Source organism: Pseudoxanthomonas sp. USHLN014 (genome assembly GCF_037153335.1).
Classification (GTDB): Bacteria; Pseudomonadota; Gammaproteobacteria; order Xanthomonadales; family Xanthomonadaceae; genus Pseudoxanthomonas_A; species Pseudoxanthomonas_A winnipegensis.
The window spans coordinates 1-19550 of sequence record NZ_JBBCKO010000012.1; the positions used below are offsets into that span (position 1 = coordinate 1).

Sequence of the window (19550 nt, forward strand, 5' to 3'; positions counted from 1 at the left end):
GGGCGGGGGCCGCGCCTAGCGAGGCAGGACGCCGAGCGCCCGAGTCAGGGCAGGATGCCCTGATCGAGGGATAAGCGGCCCCCGCCCGCCGGACCGCTGCCCCTCCGAAGCCGAAGCACACACCGCCTCAATTACTTGGTCCAGCGACCACCCAAAAACCAAAAGGGGCCACAGGGGCCCCTTTCGCCTGCAGATGTCGATCCAGCGCTTTTCAGTTCTGCGCGGCCACCACATCCACACGCACGCGAATGCGATCGCCCGGGTTATAGGCAGTGCGGGTCTGATAGGTCCGACCGGCATATTCGTAGGTGACGTTGTAACCCTCCACCTCGCCTTCGTAACGCTGGTCGGACACCGGCTCGCAGACGCGCACCGTGCCGCGTTCGGTGTGCGAGTTGTCGTAGACCGACTGACCGGCCGCGGTACCGGCGGCGGTGCCCACCGCGGTGCCGATCACCCGGCCCGTCCCGCCGCCGAAGCGGCTGCCGACGACCGCACCGAGCACACCGCCGGCGATGGTCGCCGCGATGCGGCCGCCCGGCGTGGCCTGGCGCTGACCATTGCCATCGTAGTAATCGCCGCCGCGCGCATAGGCATCGTCGGCATCGCGGTAATAGCACTGCTGCTGCGGAGGCGGCGGCGCGGCGATGATGGGATCGACCCGCACCACGCGCGCATAGTCGTAATTGCCGCTGTCGCGGCCGTCGTAATAGTCGCGGCTGTTGGAGGCGTAGCCATCGCCATAGCGCTGCGCGTAGTAATCCGCATAGCGCGACTGGGCAGACGCCGGCGCGATGCAGGTCACACCGATCAGGAACAGGCCGAGCGTGGAGCGGATCATGTGGGCGGTCTCCGGCGCCGGATCGGCGCATGCGCGCATCGTCGAGCCGCCGCGGTGAGCCGGTCCTGAACCCGGCCGGCGGCCTGCCGCGCGTTCAACCGCGCGACAGGCCCTTCTCTGGAACGCCAGACAGACTCAGCCGGCGAACTCGGTCTCCAGGCTCACCGGCACCGCCTTGAGCGCCTTGGACACCGGACAGTTCTCCTTGGCGTTCTCGGCGATCTCCTTGAACTTGGCCGCGTCGATGCCCGGCACCACGCCCTTGACCTTCAGGCGGATGTGCGAAAGCGCCGGACCACCGTCCATGGACAGGTCCACTTCGGCGCGCGTGTCCAGCGAGGTCGGCGGCGAGCCGGCCTCGGTCAGCAGATTGGACAGGGCCATGGTGAAGCAGCCGGCGTGCGCGGCGGCGATCAGTTCCTCGGGACTGGTGCCCTTCTCGGCACCGAAGCGGCTGTTGAAACCGTAAGGCGTGTCGGACAGCAGCCCGCTCTGCGGCGTGGACAGCTTGCCCTTGCCCGACTTCAGGTCGCCTTCCCAGTGTGCGGTGGCCGGACGCGAGATACCCATGCGATGTGCTCCTGTGTGCTTGAAAGGAACCCGCAGCCTAAGCGCCACGATGTAAGCGCACCGTGCCGGCCGCGCGCAGGCCATCGCGCAGTGCGGCAAAAACACGCGAGACGTTGTTTCCCCCGACCATCGCCCGCTTCTTTTGTGGGAGCCGCCATGGCGGCGATGGGGTTTATCGGCAAGGCCGCATCGCCGCCATGGCGGCTTCCACACTGGGGCTCGACACCTTCAAAAGCGTCACCGGAAGCTCGCCCACGCGCCTTTGGTCGAGAAAACACGAAAAAACCGCGAAAAAAGCCGAATTCCTCTTGGCTGGGCCCGCGCCTTGCCCTACATTCCGCAGGCCGACCGTTCGGCCAGTACATCCACCAACACGGTACACAGGACACATATGGCAAAGACCACCAAGAAGGTAGCGCCGAAGAAGGCCGCCAAGACCGCCGCCAAACCGGCTGCTCCCAAGCCGATCAAGGAAGCCCTGACCAAGTCCGGTCTGGTCGCCCACATCGCCGAATCCAGTGGCGTGGCTCCGAAGGACGTGCGCGCTGTCATGGCTGCGCTGCAGTCGGCCATCCAGGGCTCGGTGAGCAAGAAGGGCGCGGGCACGTTCACCCTGCCGGGCCTGCTGAAGATCAAGACCGTCAGCGTGCCTGCCAAGCCGAAGCGCAAGGGCATCAACCCCTTCACCAAGGAAGAGCAGTGGTTCGCCGCCAAGCCGGCTTCGACCAAGCTCAAGGCTACCTTCATGAAGACGCTGAAGGATTCGGCGGCCGCCTGATTCCTGAAGGCGCCACCGGTTTCACTGCTCGGGACGGCCTTGGCCGTCCCGAGTCGTTTCCGGGCTTCCCGCATCGCGGACAAGGCGCAGCCCGAACGACCGTCTCGCATCGCGCGCCTTGACCGCAGGCTCATCGGCGGCACGCCACGCTTAAGGCACATGCACGCACCGTCCGTCACCACGCCCGCTCGCCGCCTGCGCCGCGCCCTGCTCTGGCTGGTCGCGCTGGCCCTGCTGGCCTGGGCCGCGGGCTGGGCGTGGAACCAGCCCTTCATGCAGACCCCGCGCATGCTCTGGCGCGTGACGCGCATGCCGCCGGCACAGGCGCTGCCGGTCCCGGTCGAAGGCGTGCGCGCCACGCGCATCGCCGCCACCTTCGGCGCGCCGCGCGGGCGCGACCGCACCCATGCCGGCGTGGACATCTTCGCCGCGCGCGGCACGCCGGTGCGCAGCGCCACACCGGGTGTAATCGTCTCGATTCGCGATGGCGGCCTGGGCGGGCGCCAGGTGTGGGTGCTCGGACCAGGACGCGAGCGCTACTACTACGCGCACCTGGACGACTGGGCGCCCGGATTGCGTGAAGGACGCAGCGTCCTGCCCGGCGACCTGCTCGGTTTCGTCGGCACCACCGGCAACGCGCGCGGCACGCCGCCGCACCTGCACTACGGCATCTACGGGGCCGAGGGCGCGCGCGATCCGCTGCCGGCATTGCGCGCCTGGCGCCCGCCGGAACACTGAGTCGCGCCCCATCGGCTCGCGCGACGGCGCGCGGATACCTACCTTGGCCACTCGCACTTCGCCTCGTGACCGCCATGCAGGACCCTCGCCCGCACCGCTATCGCATCACCATCACGCCAGTCGAAGACGACGGCTACCCGTGCCGCGACCGCTGCAGCATCGAATTCGAACATCGCGCCAGCCAGGACTGGCTGCGCCTGATGCACCAGTCGCAGCGTCACCGTCAGCTCAGCGCGGACGAGCGCGCCGCCACCCTGGTGGCCAGCCACGTGCTGCGCGATCTGGCCCATCGCCATCGCGATGCGCAGGAGGACCCGTTCGCACCGCTGGAGCCGGCGCTGGACCGCTTCATCGCCGGGATCGACCCCAACCGCTAGCGCAGGCCGCGCGTACACTGCGCGCCACCGCCACTGCCCGACCCCGCCATGCGCCTGCTGCTGCCCTTGCTGCTGTGTCTGTTGCTGGGCAACTGTTCCTGCAGCCGCAAGCCCGAGCCGCAGGCCGAGCTGGCCACCACCGCCGCGCTGCCGCAGGCCGGCACGCGCCCGGACGATCAGGCCGCGCTGGCCAAGCGCCAGGCCCTGGACGCGCAGCAGCAGGCCCACCTGCTCGAAGCCGCCGGCGTGCTCCACGCCTACCTGGCCGACATCGCCTCGGGCCGGCTGGACCAGGCCGATGCGCAATGGACCGGCGGCAAGCCCGCGCCGGTGCCCGACGATGCCGCGCTGCGCGCGCTCGGCCCGCGCACCATGCGCATCAACAGCGACGCGCCCAAGCCGCTGGACCCGGATCAGTACCCGTCGCGCAGCCTGGAAATCCCCGTGCATCTGCAGGTCGCCGATGCGCAGGGCCGTGTGCAGCACTGGGACGGCTGGTACCGCCTGCGCCGCAAGATCGGTAACGACGGCTGGACGCTTTCCAGCGCCTCGATCCGCCCACAGCTCGATTGAGGCCCGGTTCACCCGATGTGCTTAAGGTGTGCCTGGCCTCCAGCCGCCTCTCTCGGACGTTTCCATGCAGGCTCTCCTCGCCCACCGCATGCGCGCCGCCCTCGTCGCCACGGCCCTGGTGATCGCACCGATCACGGCCGCGTCGTGGGCCCAGGCGCAGTCCTCCAGCCAAGCGCCTTCCAACGAGCTGTCCGTCAGCGCGACACAGGTGCAGGGCTTTCTCGAGCATGAGTTCCCGCGAGATTTCCAGGCGCTGGGCGGACTGGTCTCAATGACCGCCAGCAATCCGCAGCTGCGTATTCCGCCGGGCAGCGACCGGGTCCAGATGCAGTTCGACGCCAGCGCCAGCGGCAATCCGCTGGGCCGGGTCTGGCTGAGCAGCGGCCTGCGCTACGACCCGCAGGCGATGACGCTGTACCTGGACGCGCCCACCGTGGATCGCGTCGCGGCCACCAACGGCGGCGAACTGCACGAACGCGATCGCCAGCTGGTCAGCCTGTTCCTGCAGGACTACGCCCGCAGCGAGCCGCTGTACCGCCTGGATCCCAAGTTGCTGGCCAGCCTGGGCGACGTGCGCGTGCAGTCCGCGCGCGTGCGCGATGGCCGCATCGTGGTCCAGTTCGACCAGCCCGTGGGCATGCCGGATCTGAGCGATGCGCCCTGACCCAACGCGCGTGCGTATGCTGATGCTCGGCCTGCTCGCGGCCGGAATCGCGACGCTGACCGCCTGCGATCCGGGCAAGAATCGGCAGGCGCGGTCTGGCGACGCCCCTCCCGCCACCAGCGCGCCGACGCCCGCCACGCCGCCGGCGTCGGTGCCGAGCGATTCGCAGACCGAAGACGCGCTGGCAGAACCGCCGCCGATGCAGGCCGCGGAAGTCGCTATCCCTGGAGAACCGACCGCACAAAGCGCGCAAGACACCGTGCGTCGGTACTACGCGGCGATCAACGCGGGCGACTACGCGGCCGCCTATGCGCTCTGGAGCCGGGACGGTGCCGCCAGCCGACAGCCGTTCGATGTCTTCGCCAAGGGCTATGCCAAGACCCGCCAGGTCGAGGCGCGTGTCGGCCAGGCCTTCGATGCGGAGGGCGCTGCTGGCTCGCGCTATATCCAGGTGCCGGTCGACCTTACTGCGTTGCAGGCCGATGGCAGTACGCGGCATTACAGGGGCAACTTCACCTTGCGTGCAGTGATGGCGGACGGCGCACCGGCGAAGGACCGGGCCTGGCATCTGGATTCAGCGGATCTGGAAGGCTACGAGCCTCGGTAGGGAAGATGGACGCTGATCGCCTCATCGTGCGAGCCAGCTATCTTCTTTAATTGCGTCGCGACCTCGTTGTAGAGCGGAGCTTGCTCCGCTGCATTTCGGCCGGATCCTAGGAAGGCCCCAGCGGAGCGAGCTCCGCTCTACAGACGGGCGCGCGGCCCGAAGGCCGCGCCCCGTTTTCTTCTCGATTTCGAGCTGTCAGTTCGCAAGAGCTTCCGCGATCGCCTTGCTGAAGGCCGGGATATCGTCGGGATTGCGGCTGGTGATGATGTTGCCGTCGACCACCACCTCGCGGTCTTCCCAGGTGCTGCCCGCATTGGACAGGTCGGTCTTGAGCGAACTCCATGAAGTCAGCTTGCGACCCTTGGCCAACCCAGTCTCCGCCAGCAGCCAGGGGCCATGGCAGATTGCCGCCACCGGCTTGTCGTCGGCGGCCACGGCCTTGATGAAGTCCAGCGCGGACGACTCGCGGCGCAGCGTGTCCGGGTTGATCACGCCACCCGGCAGCACCAGCGCGTCGTAATCGGACGGCTTGGCCTGGTCCAGCTGCTTGTCGACCTTGACCGACTCGCCCCAGTCCTTCTGGTCCCAGCCGCGGATGCTGTCCTTGCCCTTGAGCGAGATCACCTCGACCTTGGCGCCCATTTCCTCCAGGCGACGCTTGGGCTCGGTGAGTTCGGACTGTTCGAATCCATCGGTGGCGAGCACGGCGATGGTCTTGCCAGTGAGCGTGGTCATGAGGGAAGGCTCCGTTGAAGAAAGGAACCCCATCTTCGGCGCCGCGCCATTTGAGGCCTGTCGTTTCCTGGTGGCGATGTCTCGACGCGACGCGAACACGCGCCCCATTCAGCTCATATGCCAGCCATGGCTGACCAGGAAGCTCTGCCCGGTCAGCGCATTGCTCGGGTACTCGCACAGGAACTTCACCATCGCGGCCACGTCCTCGACCGTGGTGAAGGTGGCATCGACCGTATTGCCCAGCATCACGCGCTTGATCACTTCTTCCTCGCTGATGCCGAGGCTGGCGGCCTGCTCCGGGATCTGCTTCTCCACCAGTGGCGTGCGCACGAAGCCCGGGCAGATCACATGGCTGCGCACCCCATGCGGCCCGCCCTCCTTGGCCAGCGTGCGCGACAGGCCGAGCAGGCCATGCTTGGCGGTCACATAGGCCGACTTCAGCGGCGAGGCCTCGTGCGAATGGGCCGAGCCCATGTAGATCACCGTGCCGCGCTTGCGCGCATACATGCCCGGCAGTACGGCCTTGGTGGTGAGGAAGGCGCCGTCCAGGTGGATGGCCAGCAGCTTCTTCCATTCCGCGAAGGGAAAGTCCTGGATCGGATGCACGATCTGCACGCCGGCATTGGCGACCAGGATGTCCACGGGACCCAGTTCCTGCACGACCCGGTCGATGCCGGCATCGACCGCCGCTTCGTCTGTGACGTCCATCGCCACGCCCAGCGCCTGGCCGCCCTCGGCCTGGATCTGCGCGGCGGTGGCCTGCGCACCTGCCTGGTTGAGATCGGCGATGGCCACGCGCGCCCCCGCCCGGGCCAGGGTCTGCGCCAGGGCCTTGCCGATGCCGCTGGCCGCGCCGGTGATGACGGCCACCTGGCCTTGGAGGGACTGGGTCACGGGGCAACCTCGCAGGGAACGGGCCGCCAGTGTGCCGCAGGCGCGGGCCCTTCAGCGTTGGTCGAAAGGGCAATGCCTCCGGACCTGCCTCCTGGCTACAGCGTGAAGCGGTAGCTGAACTTGACCAGCAGCTGCTCGTCCTCGCGCAGGCGCAGCGCATCGCCCAGCAGGCGGCCGACCGGATCGCTGCGATCGGTCTCCTGGTAGCCGCCGCGCGCGTAGACAATGTACAAGTCCGACATCGGGGCGACCTCGTAGCGGTAGCGCACCTGGAAGCCCAGGTTGCGCACGCTGAAGTCCTGCACGGCCTCGTCGGTGCGCAGCGGCTGGGTGTTGGCCAGCACGCGGTAAGCGCCCTTGGCCTGCGCCTCGATGGCCAGCGCCTGCAGCTTCACGCGCAGCTCCTGGCGGTTGGCCAGGTTCCAGGTCAGGCCGGCGTTGAGATGCCATTCGCGGCCGTTGTACAGGCCGACCAGGTTGTCGCGCTGCCAGATCGACCAGGCCGGTGAATGATCCGCATAGCCGCCCAGGTAGAGGCTGAAGTCGTCGTTGACGAAATAGGTCGCCGTGTAGTCCGCGCTGTAGTTGAGCGCGCCTGCGTCGGTGATGCTGCCGCGCCGCGCCCAAAGCTCCACCTCGTGCGCCCAGCGTCCCTTGCGCGGGCGGCTGTATTCGTAGACCAGCTGGGTATTGAAGGGCTGCTGCACCGAGCCGTGGCCGCGCGTGAGCAGGTCGTCCACGCCGGCATCGTTGAAGTTGACCTGGATGAACTCCTCGCTGCCGTCGCGCAGCTCGCCCTGGCGGCTGATGCGCAGCTGCCGGTCGAGCATCTCGCCGTGGTCGTTGTTGACCTGGCTGATGCGCCAGCGCCAGTCCTTGGAGGCATAGCGCGACTGGGCCGGCTGTTCGGGGAAGCGCTTGCGCACTTCCCAATGGCCGTAGTTGAGGCTGTTCTGCGACAGGTAGCCGGCGTCGTTGAGCTGCAGATCGCTGCCGAAGTGCATGGCGATCCACTGCTGGCGCCAGCCGTGGTCCATCTCGTAGTCGGCCCACAGCGTGCCGCCGCCATCGCGCGTGGTCTGGCCGGCCTGTCTGATCTGGCTGCCGAGCAGGCGCGTGCGCACGTTCCAGCGCGCGTTGGGGCGCCAGTTGTGGTCCACGCCCAGCACGGTCGCCTCGCGATCCAGCCACGGGCGCTCGACCTGGGTCAGCATCAGGCCCAGGTTCTGCGTGCTGAAGTCGCGCACCAGCCGCAGCGCGCGGAAGCTGCGCCCGGCCTCGCCGTCCTCCTCGGCCACGAACACGCCGTACTTGGTCGCGCCCAGGCTGCCGTTGACCTTGACCGCGGCGTTGATGTCGGCCGCGCCGCGCCCGTCGTCGGAAGGCCCGCCGATGCGCCGGGTGTACAGCAGCTGGCTGAAATCGGACGGCGTGGTGAACTCGAACAGCCCCTGGTTCTCGGTGAAGAACGGGCGCTTGTCGCTGACATAGGTCTCGGTGGCGTCGAAGTTGACCACCAGGTCGTCGCTTTCGACCTGGCCGAAGTCCGGGTTGAGTGTGGCGGTCATCTGGAACTGGCCGCTGGGCTTCCAGAACACGTCCACCCCGCCCTGTACATCGGTGCCGCCGTGCACGTTGTCGTACAGGCCCGAGATGTACGGGGTCACCGCCAGCAGCGACTGCTGGTAGTCGGTGACCTCCACGACCGCGAAGTCGGACAGGAAGCGCGGCCGCTCGAAGCTGGCCACCGGCCAGGCGGCGCGCTCGCCGGTTGCGCCGATCACGCGGTCCAGGTAGAGCTTCATCCGCCGCTTGCCGCCACTGGCCTTGTGCATCGGCGCGATGTACCAGGGGATCAGCATCTCCACCGACCAGCTCTGCTCGTCCGCGCTGACCGCGTGCTGCCAGTGGCCGTCCCAGTCGGTGTTGAAGTGGTTCTCGTTGGTGACCACCGCGTCATTGATGCCGTCGGTGGAGGACACCACGAAGTTGTAGCCGGTGCGCCCGTCGCCGTCGAAGTCCACCATCAGGTTGACCCGGTCGACCTGGTCCTTGAAGTCGCGCCGCACCTTCTGCAGGGTGCGCGGCACGCCGGGCGGCTGCACCGCACGCACCGCCACCGCCAGGCCCTCGGGAGTGGCCAGGATCCAGGCCCCGGTGGGTTGGCTGCCGGGCGCGCCGGTCAGCGGCTGCACCTGGCGAAAGTCGGTGATGTGCTGGGCGCCGGCCCATTCCGCCGGATCGATCCGGCCATCGATCTGCACCGCGCCGGCGGGCACCGCCAAAGCCATCGACACGCTTGTCGCCAATACCGAGCCACGCATGGTCCTGCTTCCTTCTGAGCCTGAGGGGCCGATGGCCGCCTTCGGGTGCGTATGTTGGGAAGCTTGTCAGCGCGTGCCGACTGGCATTGGTCATTGCAACCTTTTGTCCGCCGCGTGCATCCACGGCCATGGCGCGTTGCATGCGCCGCTTCGCGCGCGGCCGTGCGGCCCGCGCGCGGACTGCCTCAGCGCTTGGGCTGGAGCATGGTCCCGGTGCAGTTCTTCGAGCCGCAGCGGCAGGCCCAGATCTTCTTCAGCCGCGGCGTGTGCCGCTCGCCCAGGGTGATGCCGTAGTTGTAGGTCAGCTCTTCGCCGGGCTTGATGGCGCGGATGGCCTCGATGAACACCTTGTCCTTGGTACGGTCGTCGCCCTCGGCCTCTTCGATCAGGGCCTCGCAGTTGGGATTGCAGCTGTGGTTGATCCAGCGGGCGCTGTTGCCGCCGCGGGCGCCGTCGATGACGTATTCATCATTGAGCGTGAACAGGAAGGTATGGCCGCTCTCGACATCGCCGCCTTCGTCGGCATCCACCTGCGCGTGCGTGCGCAGCTCGCCGCGGTACTCGATCAGCCGCTCCCCTTTCTTGATCGGGGCCACGGCGAACATGCCGTTGCCATGGATGGCGGACTTGCGGGTGGCGATCTTGCGCGGCATCGAGGCATCCATGAAGAGGGTCGTCCCGCATTGTCGCCTCGCGCAGCAGTTCGTGCCACTGCATGTCGATCGTCTGCGCAGCAGCGCTGCTCGGGATGGCCTTCACCCGTCGGTGCGAGGCCCTTACAAGCGTCGTCGCCGAGCCCAAGCTCGTCGTTCCAGCGAACGCGGGAACCCAGCGACTTTCTCGCGGACGGCACAGGACACGGAGGTCCGTGCGTCACGCGAATGGGCAGCTGTTGTTTTGGCTCTTCTTCCGATTCCAGATTGCTGCGTGTAAGTGCACCTGCTGCGGTGGGGCGAGTGCGCCTGCTTCGGAAGGGCAGCGGTCCGGCGGGCAGCGGCCGCTTTTCCCTCAATCAGGGCATCCTGCCCTGATTCGGGCGCTCGGCGTCCTGCCTCGCTCGTCGCGGCCACTGCCCGCCGGCCCGCTGCCGCACGCATCAGGTCACAGGACTTCGGTTTGCGAGGACGTTCGAGACCCTTGCCCATGCGCAGAGCGCGATCAGTGACGGGAGGGCCTCGACTTGAGGCCCTCTCCCTTTCGCCATAGGCGAAGGGGAGGGATGGGGAGGGGTCGGGGCTTTACCGGTCAAGCCACAGAAGCAAGAGCAAAAAAGCATCCCACCCCGGCCCTCCCCTTCGCCTGCGGCGAAAGGGAGGGGGCAAGGCGCTGCTTGATGCCTTCGAGTTGGAAGAAGTCCTGATCCATCCGCCGCAAGGCGCCGCCTTGCGCTGGGGCTCCGGCATCGACGGTGCCGCGGTCCCGGACCACTCGGCTTCCATGGTGCAGCCAAGCTGTACGCGCCCATTGGTTCACGCGGTCTGGGGTTTGAGTCGCGCACCGGGAAAGCGTACAATTTCGGTCCAATTTCATCCGTCGCCCCTGCGTGGGCGCCCCCGCCACCATGCTGCGCGTCACCAAGCTCACCGATTACGCCACCGTCCTGTTGACCGTCCTGGCCAACCGCAGCGGCGAAGTGCTCAGCGCCACGGAACTGGCCGAGGCCTCGGGCCTGGAAGCCACCACCGTCAGCAAGGTGCTCAAGCCGCTGGCCCAGGCCGGGCTGGTCGAAGGCCTGCGCGGCGTGCACGGCGGCTACCGGCTGGCCCATGCGGCCGGCGACATCAGCCTGGTGCAGATCATCGAGGCCATGGAAGGGCCGCTGGCGATCACCGAATGCAGCCAGCACGACAGCCAGTGCGGCATCGCCCAGCGCTGCGGCGTGCGCGCCAACTGGCGGCTGATCAACGACGTGGTGGCCGACGCGCTGCGCGGCATGACGCTGGCGCAGATGCTGCAGCCGGCCGCCCCCTCCCCCACTCCCGATACGCGCCGCCGCCCCATCGCCGTGCGCGTGGACAACTGAACTGTAGGCAGCCCCCATGGCCACCGAAGCAACCCAGGTTCCCACCACCCCCGTCCGCAACGCCGAGATCGTCGAACAGCTCGGCCGCCGCTACGAGGCCGGCTTCATCACCGAGATCGAGTCCGACTCGCTGCCGCCCGGCCTGAGCGAGGACATCGTCCGCGCGCTGTCGGCCAAGAAGGACGAGCCGCAGTGGATGACCGACTGGCGGCTGGCCGCCTATCGCCACTGGCTGACCATGCCGGTGCCGCACTGGGCCAAGCTGAAGATCGCGCCGATCGATTTCCAGGCGCTGAGCTATTACTCCGCGCCCAAGGGCCCCAAGTACAAGTCGCTGGACGAGGTGCCCCAGGAGCTGCTGGACACCTACGACAAGCTGGGTGTGCCACTGCATGAGCGCGCCAAGCTGGCCGGCGTGGCGGTGGACGCGGTGTTCGACTCGGTCTCGGTCGGCACCACCTTCCGCAAGGAGCTGGCCGAGAAGGGCATCATCTTCTGTTCGATGTCCGAAGCCATCAAGGAGCATCCGGAGCTGGTCAAGCAGTACCTGGGCTCGGTCGTGCCGGTCGGCGACAACTACTTCGCCGCGCTGAACTCGGCGGTGTTCTCCGATGGCAGCTTCGTGTTCATCCCCAAGGGCGTGCGCTGCCCGATGGAGCTGAGCACCTATTTCCGCATCAATGCCGGCCACACCGGCCAGTTCGAGCGCACCCTGATCGTGTGCGAGGACAAGGCCTACGTCTCCTATCTGGAAGGCTGCACCGCGCCGATGCGCGATGAGAACCAGCTGCACGCCGCGGTGGTCGAGCTGGTCGCGCTGGAAGATGCCGAGATCAAGTATTCGACCGTGCAGAACTGGTACCCGGGCGACGAACAGGGCCGCGGCGGCATCTACAACTTCGTGACCAAGCGCGCCGAGTGCCGGGGCGCGCGCAGCAAGGTGACCTGGACCCAGGTGGAGACCGGTTCGGCCATCACCTGGAAGTACCCCTCCTGCGTGCTGCTGGGAGACGACTCGGTGGGCGAGTTCCACTCGGTCGCGCTGACCCACCATCGCCAGCAGGCCGACACCGGCACCAAGATGATCCACGTGGGCCGCAACACCAAGTCCAAGATCGTCTCCAAGGGCATCAGCGCCGGCCGCGGCCAGAACACCTACCGCGGCCTGGTGCGCGTGGACCGCTCGGCCGAGGGCGCGCGCAACTACACCCAGTGCGACAGCCTGCTGATCGGCAAGCAGTGCGGCGCCCACACCTTCCCCTATATCGAGGTGAAGAACCCCGGCGCCACCGTCGAGCACGAGGCCACCACCTCCAAGATCAGCGACGACCAGCTGTTCTACTGCCGCGCCCGCGGCATCAGTGAGGAAGACGCCGTGTCGATGATCGTCGACGGCTTCTGCAAGCAGGTCTTCCGCGAGCTGCCCATGGAATTCGCCGTGGAAGCCAAGAAGCTGCTGGAAGTGTCGCTGGAAGGCTCGGTGGGCTGACGCCCGTCGAGCCGGGATTCGGGATTGGAGATTCGGGATCGGCGATCGCCTCCCGCTCCCCCGCATCCCGCCTGCCTTCCGCTTTTACGAATCCCCAATCCCGAATCCCCAATCCCCATGCTCAAGATCGACAACCTCCACGCCGCCGTTGCCGGCAAGGACATCCTCAAAGGCCTCTCGCTGGAGGTGAAGCCGGGCCAGGTGCACGCCATCATGGGCCCCAATGGCGCGGGCAAGTCCACGCTGGGCAACATCCTGGCCGGCCGCGAGGGCTATGAGGTCACCGAAGGCAGCGTGCAGTTCGAAGGCGCCGACCTGCTGGCGCTGGAACCGGAAGAGCGCGCCGCGGCCGGCGTGTTCTTGGCCTTCCAGTATCCGGTCGAGATCCCGGGCGTGAACAACACCTACTTCCTGCGCGCCGCGCTCAACGCCCAGCGCAAGGCGCGCGGCGAATCCGAGCTGGACTCGATGCAGTTCCTCAAGCTGGTGCGCGAGAAGCTGGCCGTGCTGCACCTGAAGGACGAGCTGCTGCATCGCGGCGTCAACGAGGGCTTCTCCGGCGGTGAGAAGAAGCGCAACGAGATCTTCCAGCTGGCCGTGCTGGAGCCGAAGTTGGCGATCCTGGACGAGACCGATTCGGGCCTGGACATCGACGCGCTCAAGGCCGTGGCCGAGGGCGTCAACGCGCTGCGCAGCGCGGGGCGCTCGTTCCTGGTCATCACCCACTACCAGCGCCTGCTGGACTACATCAAGCCGGACGTGGTGCACGTGCTGGCCGACGGCAGGATCGTGCAGACCGGCGGGCCGGAGCTGGCGCTGGAGCTGGAAGCCCACGGCTACGCATGGCTTAAGGACCGCGTGGCGCCGGAAGCCGCGGCATGAGCACGCTGCTGGACTCTCTGGCGTCCGCCTTCGAGGGCGATGCCACGCGCCGCGCGGTGCTGGACGACGCCCTGGCCGCCGGCCTGCCGAGCCAGCGCGACGAGGCCTGGAAGTACACCTCGCTGCGGGCGCTGGAGCGCCGCCGCTTCGTGCCGGTGGACGCCGCGCCGCGGGTCGATGCCGCGCTGCTGGCGCATATCCCCGCCCCGCGCCTGGTGTTCGTCAACGGTCGCCACGCCCAGGCGCTGTCCGACCTGGCGGGCCTGGACGAAGGCGTCAGCGTGCAGCGCCTGTCCGAGGCCCTGGCCGAGGGCAGCGACGCTGCGCGCTTCCTGGCGCGCCGCTTCGAACGCAACGACGAGGTCTTCGCCCGGCTCAACGCCGCGCTGGCCAGCGAAGGCGTGCTGCTGCGCGTCGAGGCCGGCGTGCAGGCGGACACGGCGCTGCAGCTGGTCTTCATCGGCGCGACGGAATCGGACAGCCCGAACCTGGACGTGGGTGCGCCTGCGCGGGATGCGCATGTCGACCGCGCCTGGCATCTGCGCAACCTGATCGAACTGCGCGCCGGCGCGCGCCTGCGCGTGGTCGAACACCACCTCGGCGCCGGCGAGCACGCGCACCTGGCCAATGCGCTGACCCATGTCCATCTGGCGCGGGGCGCACAGCTGGTCCACGCCCGTGCCCAGCACGAATCGGACAAGGCCACCAGCCTGCTGCGCACCGACGCGGTGCTGGCGCGCGATGCGCGCTACACGCGCGTGGACCTGGAGCTGGGCGCCGCGCTGTCGCGGCACGAGCTCAACGTGCGCCTGGAAGGCGAGAACGCGCGCCTGGACGCCAACGGCGTGCTGCTCGCCGGCGGGCGCCGCCACGTCGATACGCGACTGGGCATCGACCATATCGCGCGCGACACCAGCTGCGGCCTGACCTGGCGCGGGCTGGGCGCCGGCCGCGGCCGCGCCGTGTTCCATGGCGGCATCCTGATCCGCGAGGGCGCCGACGGCACCGACGCGCGCCTGTCCAACAAGAATCTGCTGCTGTCCGACACCGCCGAGATCGACACCCAGCCGGTGCTTGAGATCCATGCCGACGAAGTGCAGGCCGCGCACGGCGCCACCGTCGGCCGGCTCGACGCCAATGCGCTGTTCTACCTGCGCTCGCGCGGCCTGCCGCAGGCCGACGCGCAACGCCTGCTGACCGCCGCCTTCTGCCGCGAGCCGCTGGCCGTGCTCGAGGACGACGCGCTGATCGGCCAGCTGACCGCCATCCTCGACCTGGCGCTGCGCCAGGCGGGCGCCGCATGAGCATGCACGAGAACAGCGGCAGCGCCGGCGTGCGTCCGGAAGAGTCCGGCCAGGCCCAGGGCGTGGACTGGGACCGCATCCGCATGGACTTCCCGCTGCTGACGCGGGCGGTCAACGACAAGCCGCTGATCTATTTCGACAACGCCAACACCGCGCAGAAGCCGGTGGAAGTAATCGCCGCGGTGGATGGTTTCTACCGCCGCCAGAACGCCAACGTCAGCCGCGCCGTGCACGCGCTGGGCACCGAGGCCACCGACGCCTACGAGGGCGCGCGCAAGACGCTGGCGCGCTTCCTGGGCGTGCGCGGCGACGAGCTGATCCTGTGCAGCGGCACCACCTTCGCGCTCAACCTGGTGGCGTATTCCTGGGCGTTGCCCACGCTCAAGCCCGGCGATGTGATCCTGGTCTCGCGCATGGAGCACCACGCCAACATCGTGCCGTGGCAGCTGATCGCCCAGCGCACCGGCGCGACGATCCAGGTGGCCGAGATCCTGCCCGATGGACAGCTGGACCTGGACGCGCTGTACAAGGCCATGACCCCGCAGGTGAAGCTGCTGGCGGTGGCCCACGTGTCCAATGTGCTGGGCACGGTCAACCCGGTGCGCGAGATCTGCAAGGCCGCGCGCAAGGCCGGGATCGTCACGGTCGTGGACGGCTCACAGGCCGCGCCGCACATGCCGCTGGATGTGGCCTCGATCGGCTGCGACTTCTACGCGGTCACCGGCCATAAGATCTGCGGCCCTACCGGCACCGGCGCGCTGTGGGCGCGCCGGGAGCTGCTGGAGGCCATGCCGCCCTTCATCGGCGGCGGCGAGATGATCAAGGAGGTCAGCTTCGAGAAGACCACCTTCAACGAGGTGCCGCACAAGTTCGAGGCCGGCACGCCCAATATCGCCGGCTTCGTCGGCCTGGGCGCGGCGCTGAACTATCTCGACGGCGTCGGCATGGCCGCGATCCGCGCGCGCGAGGCGCAGCTGCTGGCGCATCTGACCGAGGAACTGCAGCGCATCGAAGGCCTGCGCATCTTCGGCACCGCGCCGGACAAGGCCGCGGTGGTGTCGTTCCTGATCGACGGCGCCCACGCGCACGACCTGGCCACGCTGCTGGACCTGGAAGGCGTCGCCGTGCGCTCGGGCCAGCACTGCGCCCACCCGCTGCTGCAGTACTTCGGCGTCGCGGCCACCCTGCGCGCCTCGCTGGCCTTCTACAACACCCACGAGGAGATCGAAGCCTTCGTGGCCGCGCTGAAGAAGGCCCGCACGCTGCTGGGGTGACTCTCTCCTCGAATCTCCCAGCGGCCTGGAGCTTGTGGTAATCCCCTTTGGGAGACTCCGCTGCGCTTCGTTCGGTGCGTGGGGAAGGCCCCAGCGGAGCGAGCTCCGCTCTATAGGTGGGAGCCGCCGTGGCGGCGAGTGGCTCTACCGGTAGAGCCCCCATCGCCGCCATGGCGGCTCCCACGAAGCCGCCGGCCTTTTACAATGGGCCGATGACCACACTGACCTTCCGCAACGCCACCCTGGACGACATCGAGGCGATCACCGCACTGGTGACCTCGGCCTATCGCGGGCAGGCCAGCCGCGCCGGCTGGACCACCGAGGCCGACCTGCTCGACGGCCAGCGCATCGATCGCGAAGTGCTGGCCGGCGACCTCAGCCGCGCCGACAGCCGCGTGCTGCTGGCCTATCGCGACGACGCGCTGGTCGCCTGCGCGCACGTGGCGCGCGAGGGCGATGCCGGCTATTTCGGCATGTTCTCGGTGCGCCCCACCCTGCAGGGCGCCGGCATCGGCAAGGACGTGATGGTCGAGGCCGAGCGCATCGCCCGCCAGGAACTGGGCGTGGAGGTGATGCGCATGAGCGTGATCGATGTGCGCCAGAGCCTGATCGCCTTCTACGAGCGCCGCGGCTACGTGCGCACCGGCACCTTCAAGCCCTTCCCGTACGGCGATGCGCGCTTCGGCACGCCGCTGCGCGACGACCTGCGCTTCGAGGTGCTGGAGAAATCCCTTGTCTAGGAGCCGGCCGTGAGCGAGACTTGGACCTTCGTCTGCGCCACCGAGGAGCTGCTGCCGGGCGAGATGCGCAGCGGCTTCGACGAGGTCACCGGCACGCCGATCGTGGTGTTCAACCTGGACGGCGACCTCTACGCGCTGGAGGACCGCTGCAGCCATGCCGAATTCGAGCTTTCGGCGGCGGGCACCTTCGACGCCGAGACCGGCAGCATCGAGTGCGTGCTGCACGGCGCGCGCTTCGATATCCGCGAAGGCGTGCCGCTGTGCGGGCCGGCCTATGCGCCGGTGCCCAAGTTCCCGGTCAAGGTGGAACACGGCGGCGTGTGGTCGCGCGACGACCGCGACTGACCGCTCCAGGGTTCTGCACCGCCCCTGGCCGGCCATGCGCCGGCCTTTTCATTGCACCGTGATGTTGGCCCCGCGTTTCGCCGGCCCGCACCGGAGCCGATCATCGCTCCCGCAGACGCGCGACCACCGCCACCATGAGGATCGCCACGACGGCGATGCCGGTGGCGACATAGCCGATGCTGCCCAGCCCCCATTGCGGGATCACCAGTCCGCCGATGACCGCGCCCAGCCCGGTCCCGGCGTTGGCGGCCGAGACGTTCAAGGTGCCGGCCAGCGCCTGCGCATGCGACGCGGACTGCATCACCCGCACCTGGCAGATGGGGAATAGCGCGGTGTAGGCAATACCCCACAGCGCGAGCGCGCCCGCCAGCAGCCCAGCGGAGCCCGCCAGCGGCACGCTGGTCGCCATGCCCACGCCGAGCAGCAGCGCGAAGGCCGCGGTCGCGCCCAGCGGACTGCGATCGACCAGGCGCCCGCCCAGCCAGTTGCCGAGCAGGCCGATCGCGCCGAAGCCCATCAGCCACCAGCCCACGTGCGCCGGCGCCACCCCGGCGATGCGCTCCAGCAGGTCGGCCAGATAGGTGTAGGCGGTGAACATCGCCGTGAACACGACGACCGACAGCACGACGTTGGCGACGAAGAACGGGTCCTTGAGGATGCGGGTCTGTTCGGCCAGGCGCAGCCGTTCGGGCCTGGCCACCCTCGGCATGAAGACGGTCAGGGCCAAGGCCATCAGCAGCGACAGCCCGGCCAGGATCCAGAAAGTGCCGCGCCAGCCGATCGCATCGGCGGCAAGCGTGCCCAGCGGAATCCCGAACAGCAGCGCGGCGGAGATGCCCAGATACACCTGCGACACGGCACGGCCCGCGCGTTGCGGCCCGACGATCTGTCCGGCCGTCTCGCTGGCCGTGCCCCAGAACACCGGCAGCGCCAGCGCCGGAATGAACCGCGCCACCGCCAGCACCCACACATTGGGCGCGATCGCCGCCAGGGCGTTGGACGCCGCGAAGATCAGCAGGATGACGACGAACAGCCGCTTGCGTTCGACATGCGAGAGCAGCGCGGTCAGCACCGGGCCGAACAGCATCACCGTGAAGGCGAACAGCGTCACGAGCTGACCGGCGGCGGAAATCGAGATCTCCAGGTCGCGGGCGAGCGCCGGCAGCAGCCCGACGATCAGGTACTCGGTGGTGACGATGACGAAGGCGGCCACCGCGAGGATGACGATCGACAGACCGCCGCGACCGGCCGGGACGGCCGCGTTCGGCGCGGACAGGGAAGACATGGAGATGAGGCTCCGGGTACCAGACGTGGGCCTGCCAGCTTATTGGCGAACCAGATTCCAATCCCGGATCATTTTTCAACCTAATATGGACTCAATTTCCATAATCAGGGCACGGCAGATGATTCCTTCCGAGCGCCTCAAGGGCATCGAAGCCTTCGTTGCGACCGCCGACGCAGGCAGCTTCACCGCGGCCGCCGAGCGTTTGAACCTGACCAATTCGGCCGTCAGCAAGAGCGTGGCGCGCCTGGAAGACCGGCTGGGCAGCCGCCTGTTCGAGCGCACCACGCGCCGGCTGGCGCTGACGGACGCCGGCACGGCGTTCTATCGCACCTGCGTGCGCGTGCTCACCGACCTGGAGGAGGCAGAAGCCGTCCTGGCGGCCCAGCGCCATGAGCCGGTGGGCCGCCTGCGGCTGGATTCGCCGGCGGCGTTCGGCCGGCTGCAGGTCTGGCCGCTGCTGCTGCGGTTCGCGCAGCAGCATCCGCACCTGCGCCCGCATGTCTCGTTGACTGACCGCTTCGTCGACCTGCTGGAGGAAGGCATCGACGTCGCCGTCCGCATCGGCGGTCCGGATCACTGGCCGGCGTCGCTGGGGCACCGCTACCTCGGCAGCGAGCGCCTGATCTTCTGCGCCTCGCCCGAGTACCTGGCGCGCAGCGGGGCGCCGGCGTCGCTGGCGGACCTGTCCCGCCACGACACGGTGCTGTACGGCAAGGCCGACGGCTCCACCAGCCCCTGGCTGATCGCGCACGACGCCGGCGCCGTGGAGCGACGGACCATGGAGGGCCGGATCGTCGTAGGCAGCGGCGAGGCCCAGGTCGCCGCGGTCAAGGCCGGCTGCGGCATCGCGCAGCTGGCGACCTGGCTAGTGCGCGAGGACCTGGCCTCCGGCGCGCTGGTGCCGATCCTGCCGGGTTACACGACCGATGGCCTGCCGCTGAATCTAGTCTGGCCCGTCGGCCGGCAGTTGCTGCCCAAGGTCCACACCATCCTGGACCTGCTCGCCTCGGAACTGCGGATCGCCTAGTCGCTCGCTGAAGTCCGCGTCGACGGCCTCACGCGGGGGGATGCAGCTCACATCGCGCGACAAACCGAGCTGAACGGTTG

The 19550-nt window shown here is 68.6% G+C and carries 21 protein-coding genes; 14 read left to right on the forward strand and 7 right to left on the reverse strand.

Translation table 11 applies throughout. The features are described 5' to 3' along the window. Positions 1–211: 211 nt before the first annotated feature. Together WFQ05_RS17900 and WFQ05_RS17905 are read right to left on the reverse strand one after the other, a co-directional pair. A complete protein-coding gene (locus WFQ05_RS17900; RefSeq protein WP_130520902.1) occupies positions 212–841 on the reverse strand; it encodes a glycine zipper 2TM domain-containing protein in 630 nt (209 codons plus the stop codon). A 135-nt stretch (positions 842–976) separates the two neighbouring features. Beyond that, positions 977–1411, reverse strand: a complete 435-nt coding sequence (locus tag WFQ05_RS17905; protein ID WP_337054793.1) for an OsmC family protein — start codon at positions 1409–1411, stop codon at positions 977–979. 391 nt (positions 1412–1802) lie between these two features. Here WFQ05_RS17905 and WFQ05_RS17910 point away from each other — a divergent pair, with 391 nt between their 5' ends. The 6 genes from WFQ05_RS17910 to WFQ05_RS17935 all read left to right on the forward strand — a co-directional run bounded on the left by WFQ05_RS17910 (position 1803) and on the right by WFQ05_RS17935 (position 5148). Beyond that, positions 1803–2189, forward strand: coding sequence for an HU family DNA-binding protein (locus WFQ05_RS17910; RefSeq protein ID WP_130520907.1), 387 nt, complete (start codon positions 1803–1805; stop codon positions 2187–2189). Positions 2190–2348: 159 nt separating this feature from the next. Then, a complete protein-coding gene (locus tag WFQ05_RS17915; protein WP_130522955.1) occupies positions 2349–2927 on the forward strand; it encodes a M23 family metallopeptidase in 579 nt (192 codons plus the stop codon). A 74-nt stretch (positions 2928–3001) separates the two neighbouring features. Next, positions 3002–3304 (forward strand): DUF3861 family protein, encoded by a 303-nt coding sequence (locus WFQ05_RS17920; protein ID WP_337054794.1) that lies wholly within the window; start codon positions 3002–3004, stop codon positions 3302–3304. Between the two features lie 48 nt (positions 3305–3352). Then, positions 3353–3877, forward strand: coding sequence for a hypothetical protein (locus WFQ05_RS17925; protein ID WP_337054795.1), 525 nt, complete (start codon positions 3353–3355; stop codon positions 3875–3877). Between the two features lie 64 nt (positions 3878–3941). After that, positions 3942–4541, forward strand: coding sequence for a DUF1439 domain-containing protein (locus tag WFQ05_RS17930; protein WP_131659365.1), 600 nt, complete (start codon positions 3942–3944; stop codon positions 4539–4541). 16 nt (positions 4542–4557) lie between these two features. After that, positions 4558–5148 carry a hypothetical protein gene (locus WFQ05_RS17935; RefSeq protein WP_337054796.1) on the forward strand — a complete coding sequence of 197 codons (591 nt, stop codon included), beginning with the start codon at positions 4558–4560 and terminating at the stop codon, positions 5146–5148. Positions 5149–5343: 195 nt separating this feature from the next. Here the strand turns inward: WFQ05_RS17935 and WFQ05_RS17940 are convergent, their stop codons facing one another. The 4 genes from WFQ05_RS17940 to WFQ05_RS17955 all read right to left on the reverse strand — a co-directional run bounded on the left by WFQ05_RS17940 (position 5344) and on the right by WFQ05_RS17955 (position 9754). Further along, on the reverse strand, positions 5344–5883 hold the full coding sequence (locus WFQ05_RS17940; RefSeq protein ID WP_337054797.1) for a type 1 glutamine amidotransferase domain-containing protein: 540 nt from the start codon (positions 5881–5883) through the stop codon (positions 5344–5346). 108 nt (positions 5884–5991) lie between these two features. Further along, entirely contained in the window at positions 5992–6777 is a 786-nt protein-coding gene (locus tag WFQ05_RS17945; protein WP_130531739.1) for a 3-hydroxybutyrate dehydrogenase, read from the reverse strand. Between the two features lie 95 nt (positions 6778–6872). After that, a complete protein-coding gene (locus WFQ05_RS17950) occupies positions 6873–9068 on the reverse strand; it encodes a DUF5916 domain-containing protein (protein ID WP_337054861.1) in 2196 nt (731 codons plus the stop codon). 218 nt (positions 9069–9286) lie between these two features. Next, on the reverse strand, positions 9287–9754 hold the full coding sequence (locus WFQ05_RS17955; RefSeq protein WP_337054798.1) for an SET domain-containing protein-lysine N-methyltransferase: 468 nt from the start codon (positions 9752–9754) through the stop codon (positions 9287–9289). A 908-nt stretch (positions 9755–10662) separates the two neighbouring features. On the opposite strand from WFQ05_RS17955, the gene WFQ05_RS17960 reads away from it, so the two are divergent. From WFQ05_RS17960 to WFQ05_RS17990, 7 genes are all read left to right on the forward strand, one after another. Next, entirely contained in the window at positions 10663–11124 is a 462-nt protein-coding gene (locus WFQ05_RS17960; protein WP_130521192.1) for an SUF system Fe-S cluster assembly regulator, read from the forward strand. A gap of 16 nt (positions 11125–11140) precedes the next feature. Then, positions 11141–12613 carry a Fe-S cluster assembly protein SufB gene (gene sufB, locus WFQ05_RS17965; RefSeq protein WP_130531741.1) on the forward strand — a complete coding sequence of 491 codons (1473 nt, stop codon included), beginning with the start codon at positions 11141–11143 and terminating at the stop codon, positions 12611–12613. Positions 12614–12730: 117 nt separating this feature from the next. Then, a complete protein-coding gene (gene sufC, locus WFQ05_RS17970) occupies positions 12731–13495 on the forward strand; it encodes a Fe-S cluster assembly ATPase SufC (RefSeq protein WP_130520927.1) in 765 nt (254 codons plus the stop codon). Continuing rightward, positions 13492–14799, forward strand: coding sequence for a Fe-S cluster assembly protein SufD (sufD, locus tag WFQ05_RS17975; protein WP_337054800.1), 1308 nt, complete (start codon positions 13492–13494; stop codon positions 14797–14799). The genes sufC and sufD overlap by 4 nt, the downstream gene beginning before the upstream one ends. Positions 14800–14882: 83 nt before the next feature. Further along, positions 14883–16073, forward strand: a complete 1191-nt coding sequence (locus WFQ05_RS17980; protein WP_337054862.1) for a cysteine desulfurase — start codon at positions 14883–14885, stop codon at positions 16071–16073. A 212-nt stretch (positions 16074–16285) separates the two neighbouring features. Then, entirely contained in the window at positions 16286–16813 is a 528-nt protein-coding gene (locus WFQ05_RS17985) for a GNAT family N-acetyltransferase (RefSeq protein WP_337054801.1), read from the forward strand. A 9-nt stretch (positions 16814–16822) separates the two neighbouring features. After that, the gene (locus WFQ05_RS17990) at positions 16823–17158 is read left to right on the forward strand and encodes a non-heme iron oxygenase ferredoxin subunit (RefSeq protein WP_130520933.1); all 336 of its coding nucleotides are present in this window, start codon (positions 16823–16825) and stop codon (positions 17156–17158) included. A gap of 100 nt (positions 17159–17258) precedes the next feature. Here WFQ05_RS17990 and WFQ05_RS17995 read toward each other — a convergent pair whose 3' ends face one another. Then, positions 17259–18443, reverse strand: a complete 1185-nt coding sequence (locus WFQ05_RS17995; protein ID WP_337054802.1) for an MFS transporter — start codon at positions 18441–18443, stop codon at positions 17259–17261. Positions 18444–18561: 118 nt separating this feature from the next. Between WFQ05_RS17995 and WFQ05_RS18000 the strand changes: the two genes are divergently transcribed. Next, on the forward strand, positions 18562–19470 hold the full coding sequence (locus WFQ05_RS18000; RefSeq protein ID WP_337054803.1) for a LysR family transcriptional regulator: 909 nt from the start codon (positions 18562–18564) through the stop codon (positions 19468–19470). Positions 19471–19550: the final 80 nt, after the last annotated feature.

Coding starts and splice junctions, on each gene's coding strand:
- WFQ05_RS17900 (WP_130520902.1), bottom strand. CDS start 841: ATGATCCGCTCCACGCTCGGCCTGTTCCTGATCGGTGTGACCTGCATC.
- WFQ05_RS17905 (WP_337054793.1), bottom strand. CDS start 1,411: ATGGGTATCTCGCGTCCGGCCACCGCACACTGGGAAGGCGACCTGAAG.
- WFQ05_RS17910 (WP_130520907.1), top strand. CDS start 1,803: ATGGCAAAGACCACCAAGAAGGTAGCGCCGAAGAAGGCCGCCAAGACC.
- WFQ05_RS17915 (WP_130522955.1), top strand. CDS start 2,349: ATGCACGCACCGTCCGTCACCACGCCCGCTCGCCGCCTGCGCCGCGCC.
- WFQ05_RS17920 (WP_337054794.1), top strand. CDS start 3,002: ATGCAGGACCCTCGCCCGCACCGCTATCGCATCACCATCACGCCAGTC.
- WFQ05_RS17925 (WP_337054795.1), top strand. CDS start 3,353: ATGCGCCTGCTGCTGCCCTTGCTGCTGTGTCTGTTGCTGGGCAACTGT.
- WFQ05_RS17930 (WP_131659365.1), top strand. CDS start 3,942: ATGCAGGCTCTCCTCGCCCACCGCATGCGCGCCGCCCTCGTCGCCACG.
- WFQ05_RS17935 (WP_337054796.1), top strand. CDS start 4,558: ATGCTGATGCTCGGCCTGCTCGCGGCCGGAATCGCGACGCTGACCGCC.
- WFQ05_RS17940 (WP_337054797.1), bottom strand. CDS start 5,883: ATGACCACGCTCACTGGCAAGACCATCGCCGTGCTCGCCACCGATGGA.
- WFQ05_RS17950 (WP_337054861.1), bottom strand. CDS start 9,068: ATGGCTTTGGCGGTGCCCGCCGGCGCGGTGCAGATCGATGGCCGGATC.
- WFQ05_RS17955 (WP_337054798.1), bottom strand. CDS start 9,754: ATGCCGCGCAAGATCGCCACCCGCAAGTCCGCCATCCATGGCAACGGC.
- WFQ05_RS17960 (WP_130521192.1), top strand. CDS start 10,663: ATGCTGCGCGTCACCAAGCTCACCGATTACGCCACCGTCCTGTTGACC.
- sufB (WP_130531741.1), top strand. CDS start 11,141: ATGGCCACCGAAGCAACCCAGGTTCCCACCACCCCCGTCCGCAACGCC.
- sufC (WP_130520927.1), top strand. CDS start 12,731: ATGCTCAAGATCGACAACCTCCACGCCGCCGTTGCCGGCAAGGACATC.
- sufD (WP_337054800.1), top strand. CDS start 13,492: ATGAGCACGCTGCTGGACTCTCTGGCGTCCGCCTTCGAGGGCGATGCC.
- WFQ05_RS17980 (WP_337054862.1), top strand. CDS start 14,883: ATGGACTTCCCGCTGCTGACGCGGGCGGTCAACGACAAGCCGCTGATC.
- WFQ05_RS17985 (WP_337054801.1), top strand. CDS start 16,286: ATGACCACACTGACCTTCCGCAACGCCACCCTGGACGACATCGAGGCG.
- WFQ05_RS17995 (WP_337054802.1), bottom strand. CDS start 18,443: ATGTCTTCCCTGTCCGCGCCGAACGCGGCCGTCCCGGCCGGTCGCGGC.
- WFQ05_RS18000 (WP_337054803.1), top strand. CDS start 18,562: ATGATTCCTTCCGAGCGCCTCAAGGGCATCGAAGCCTTCGTTGCGACC.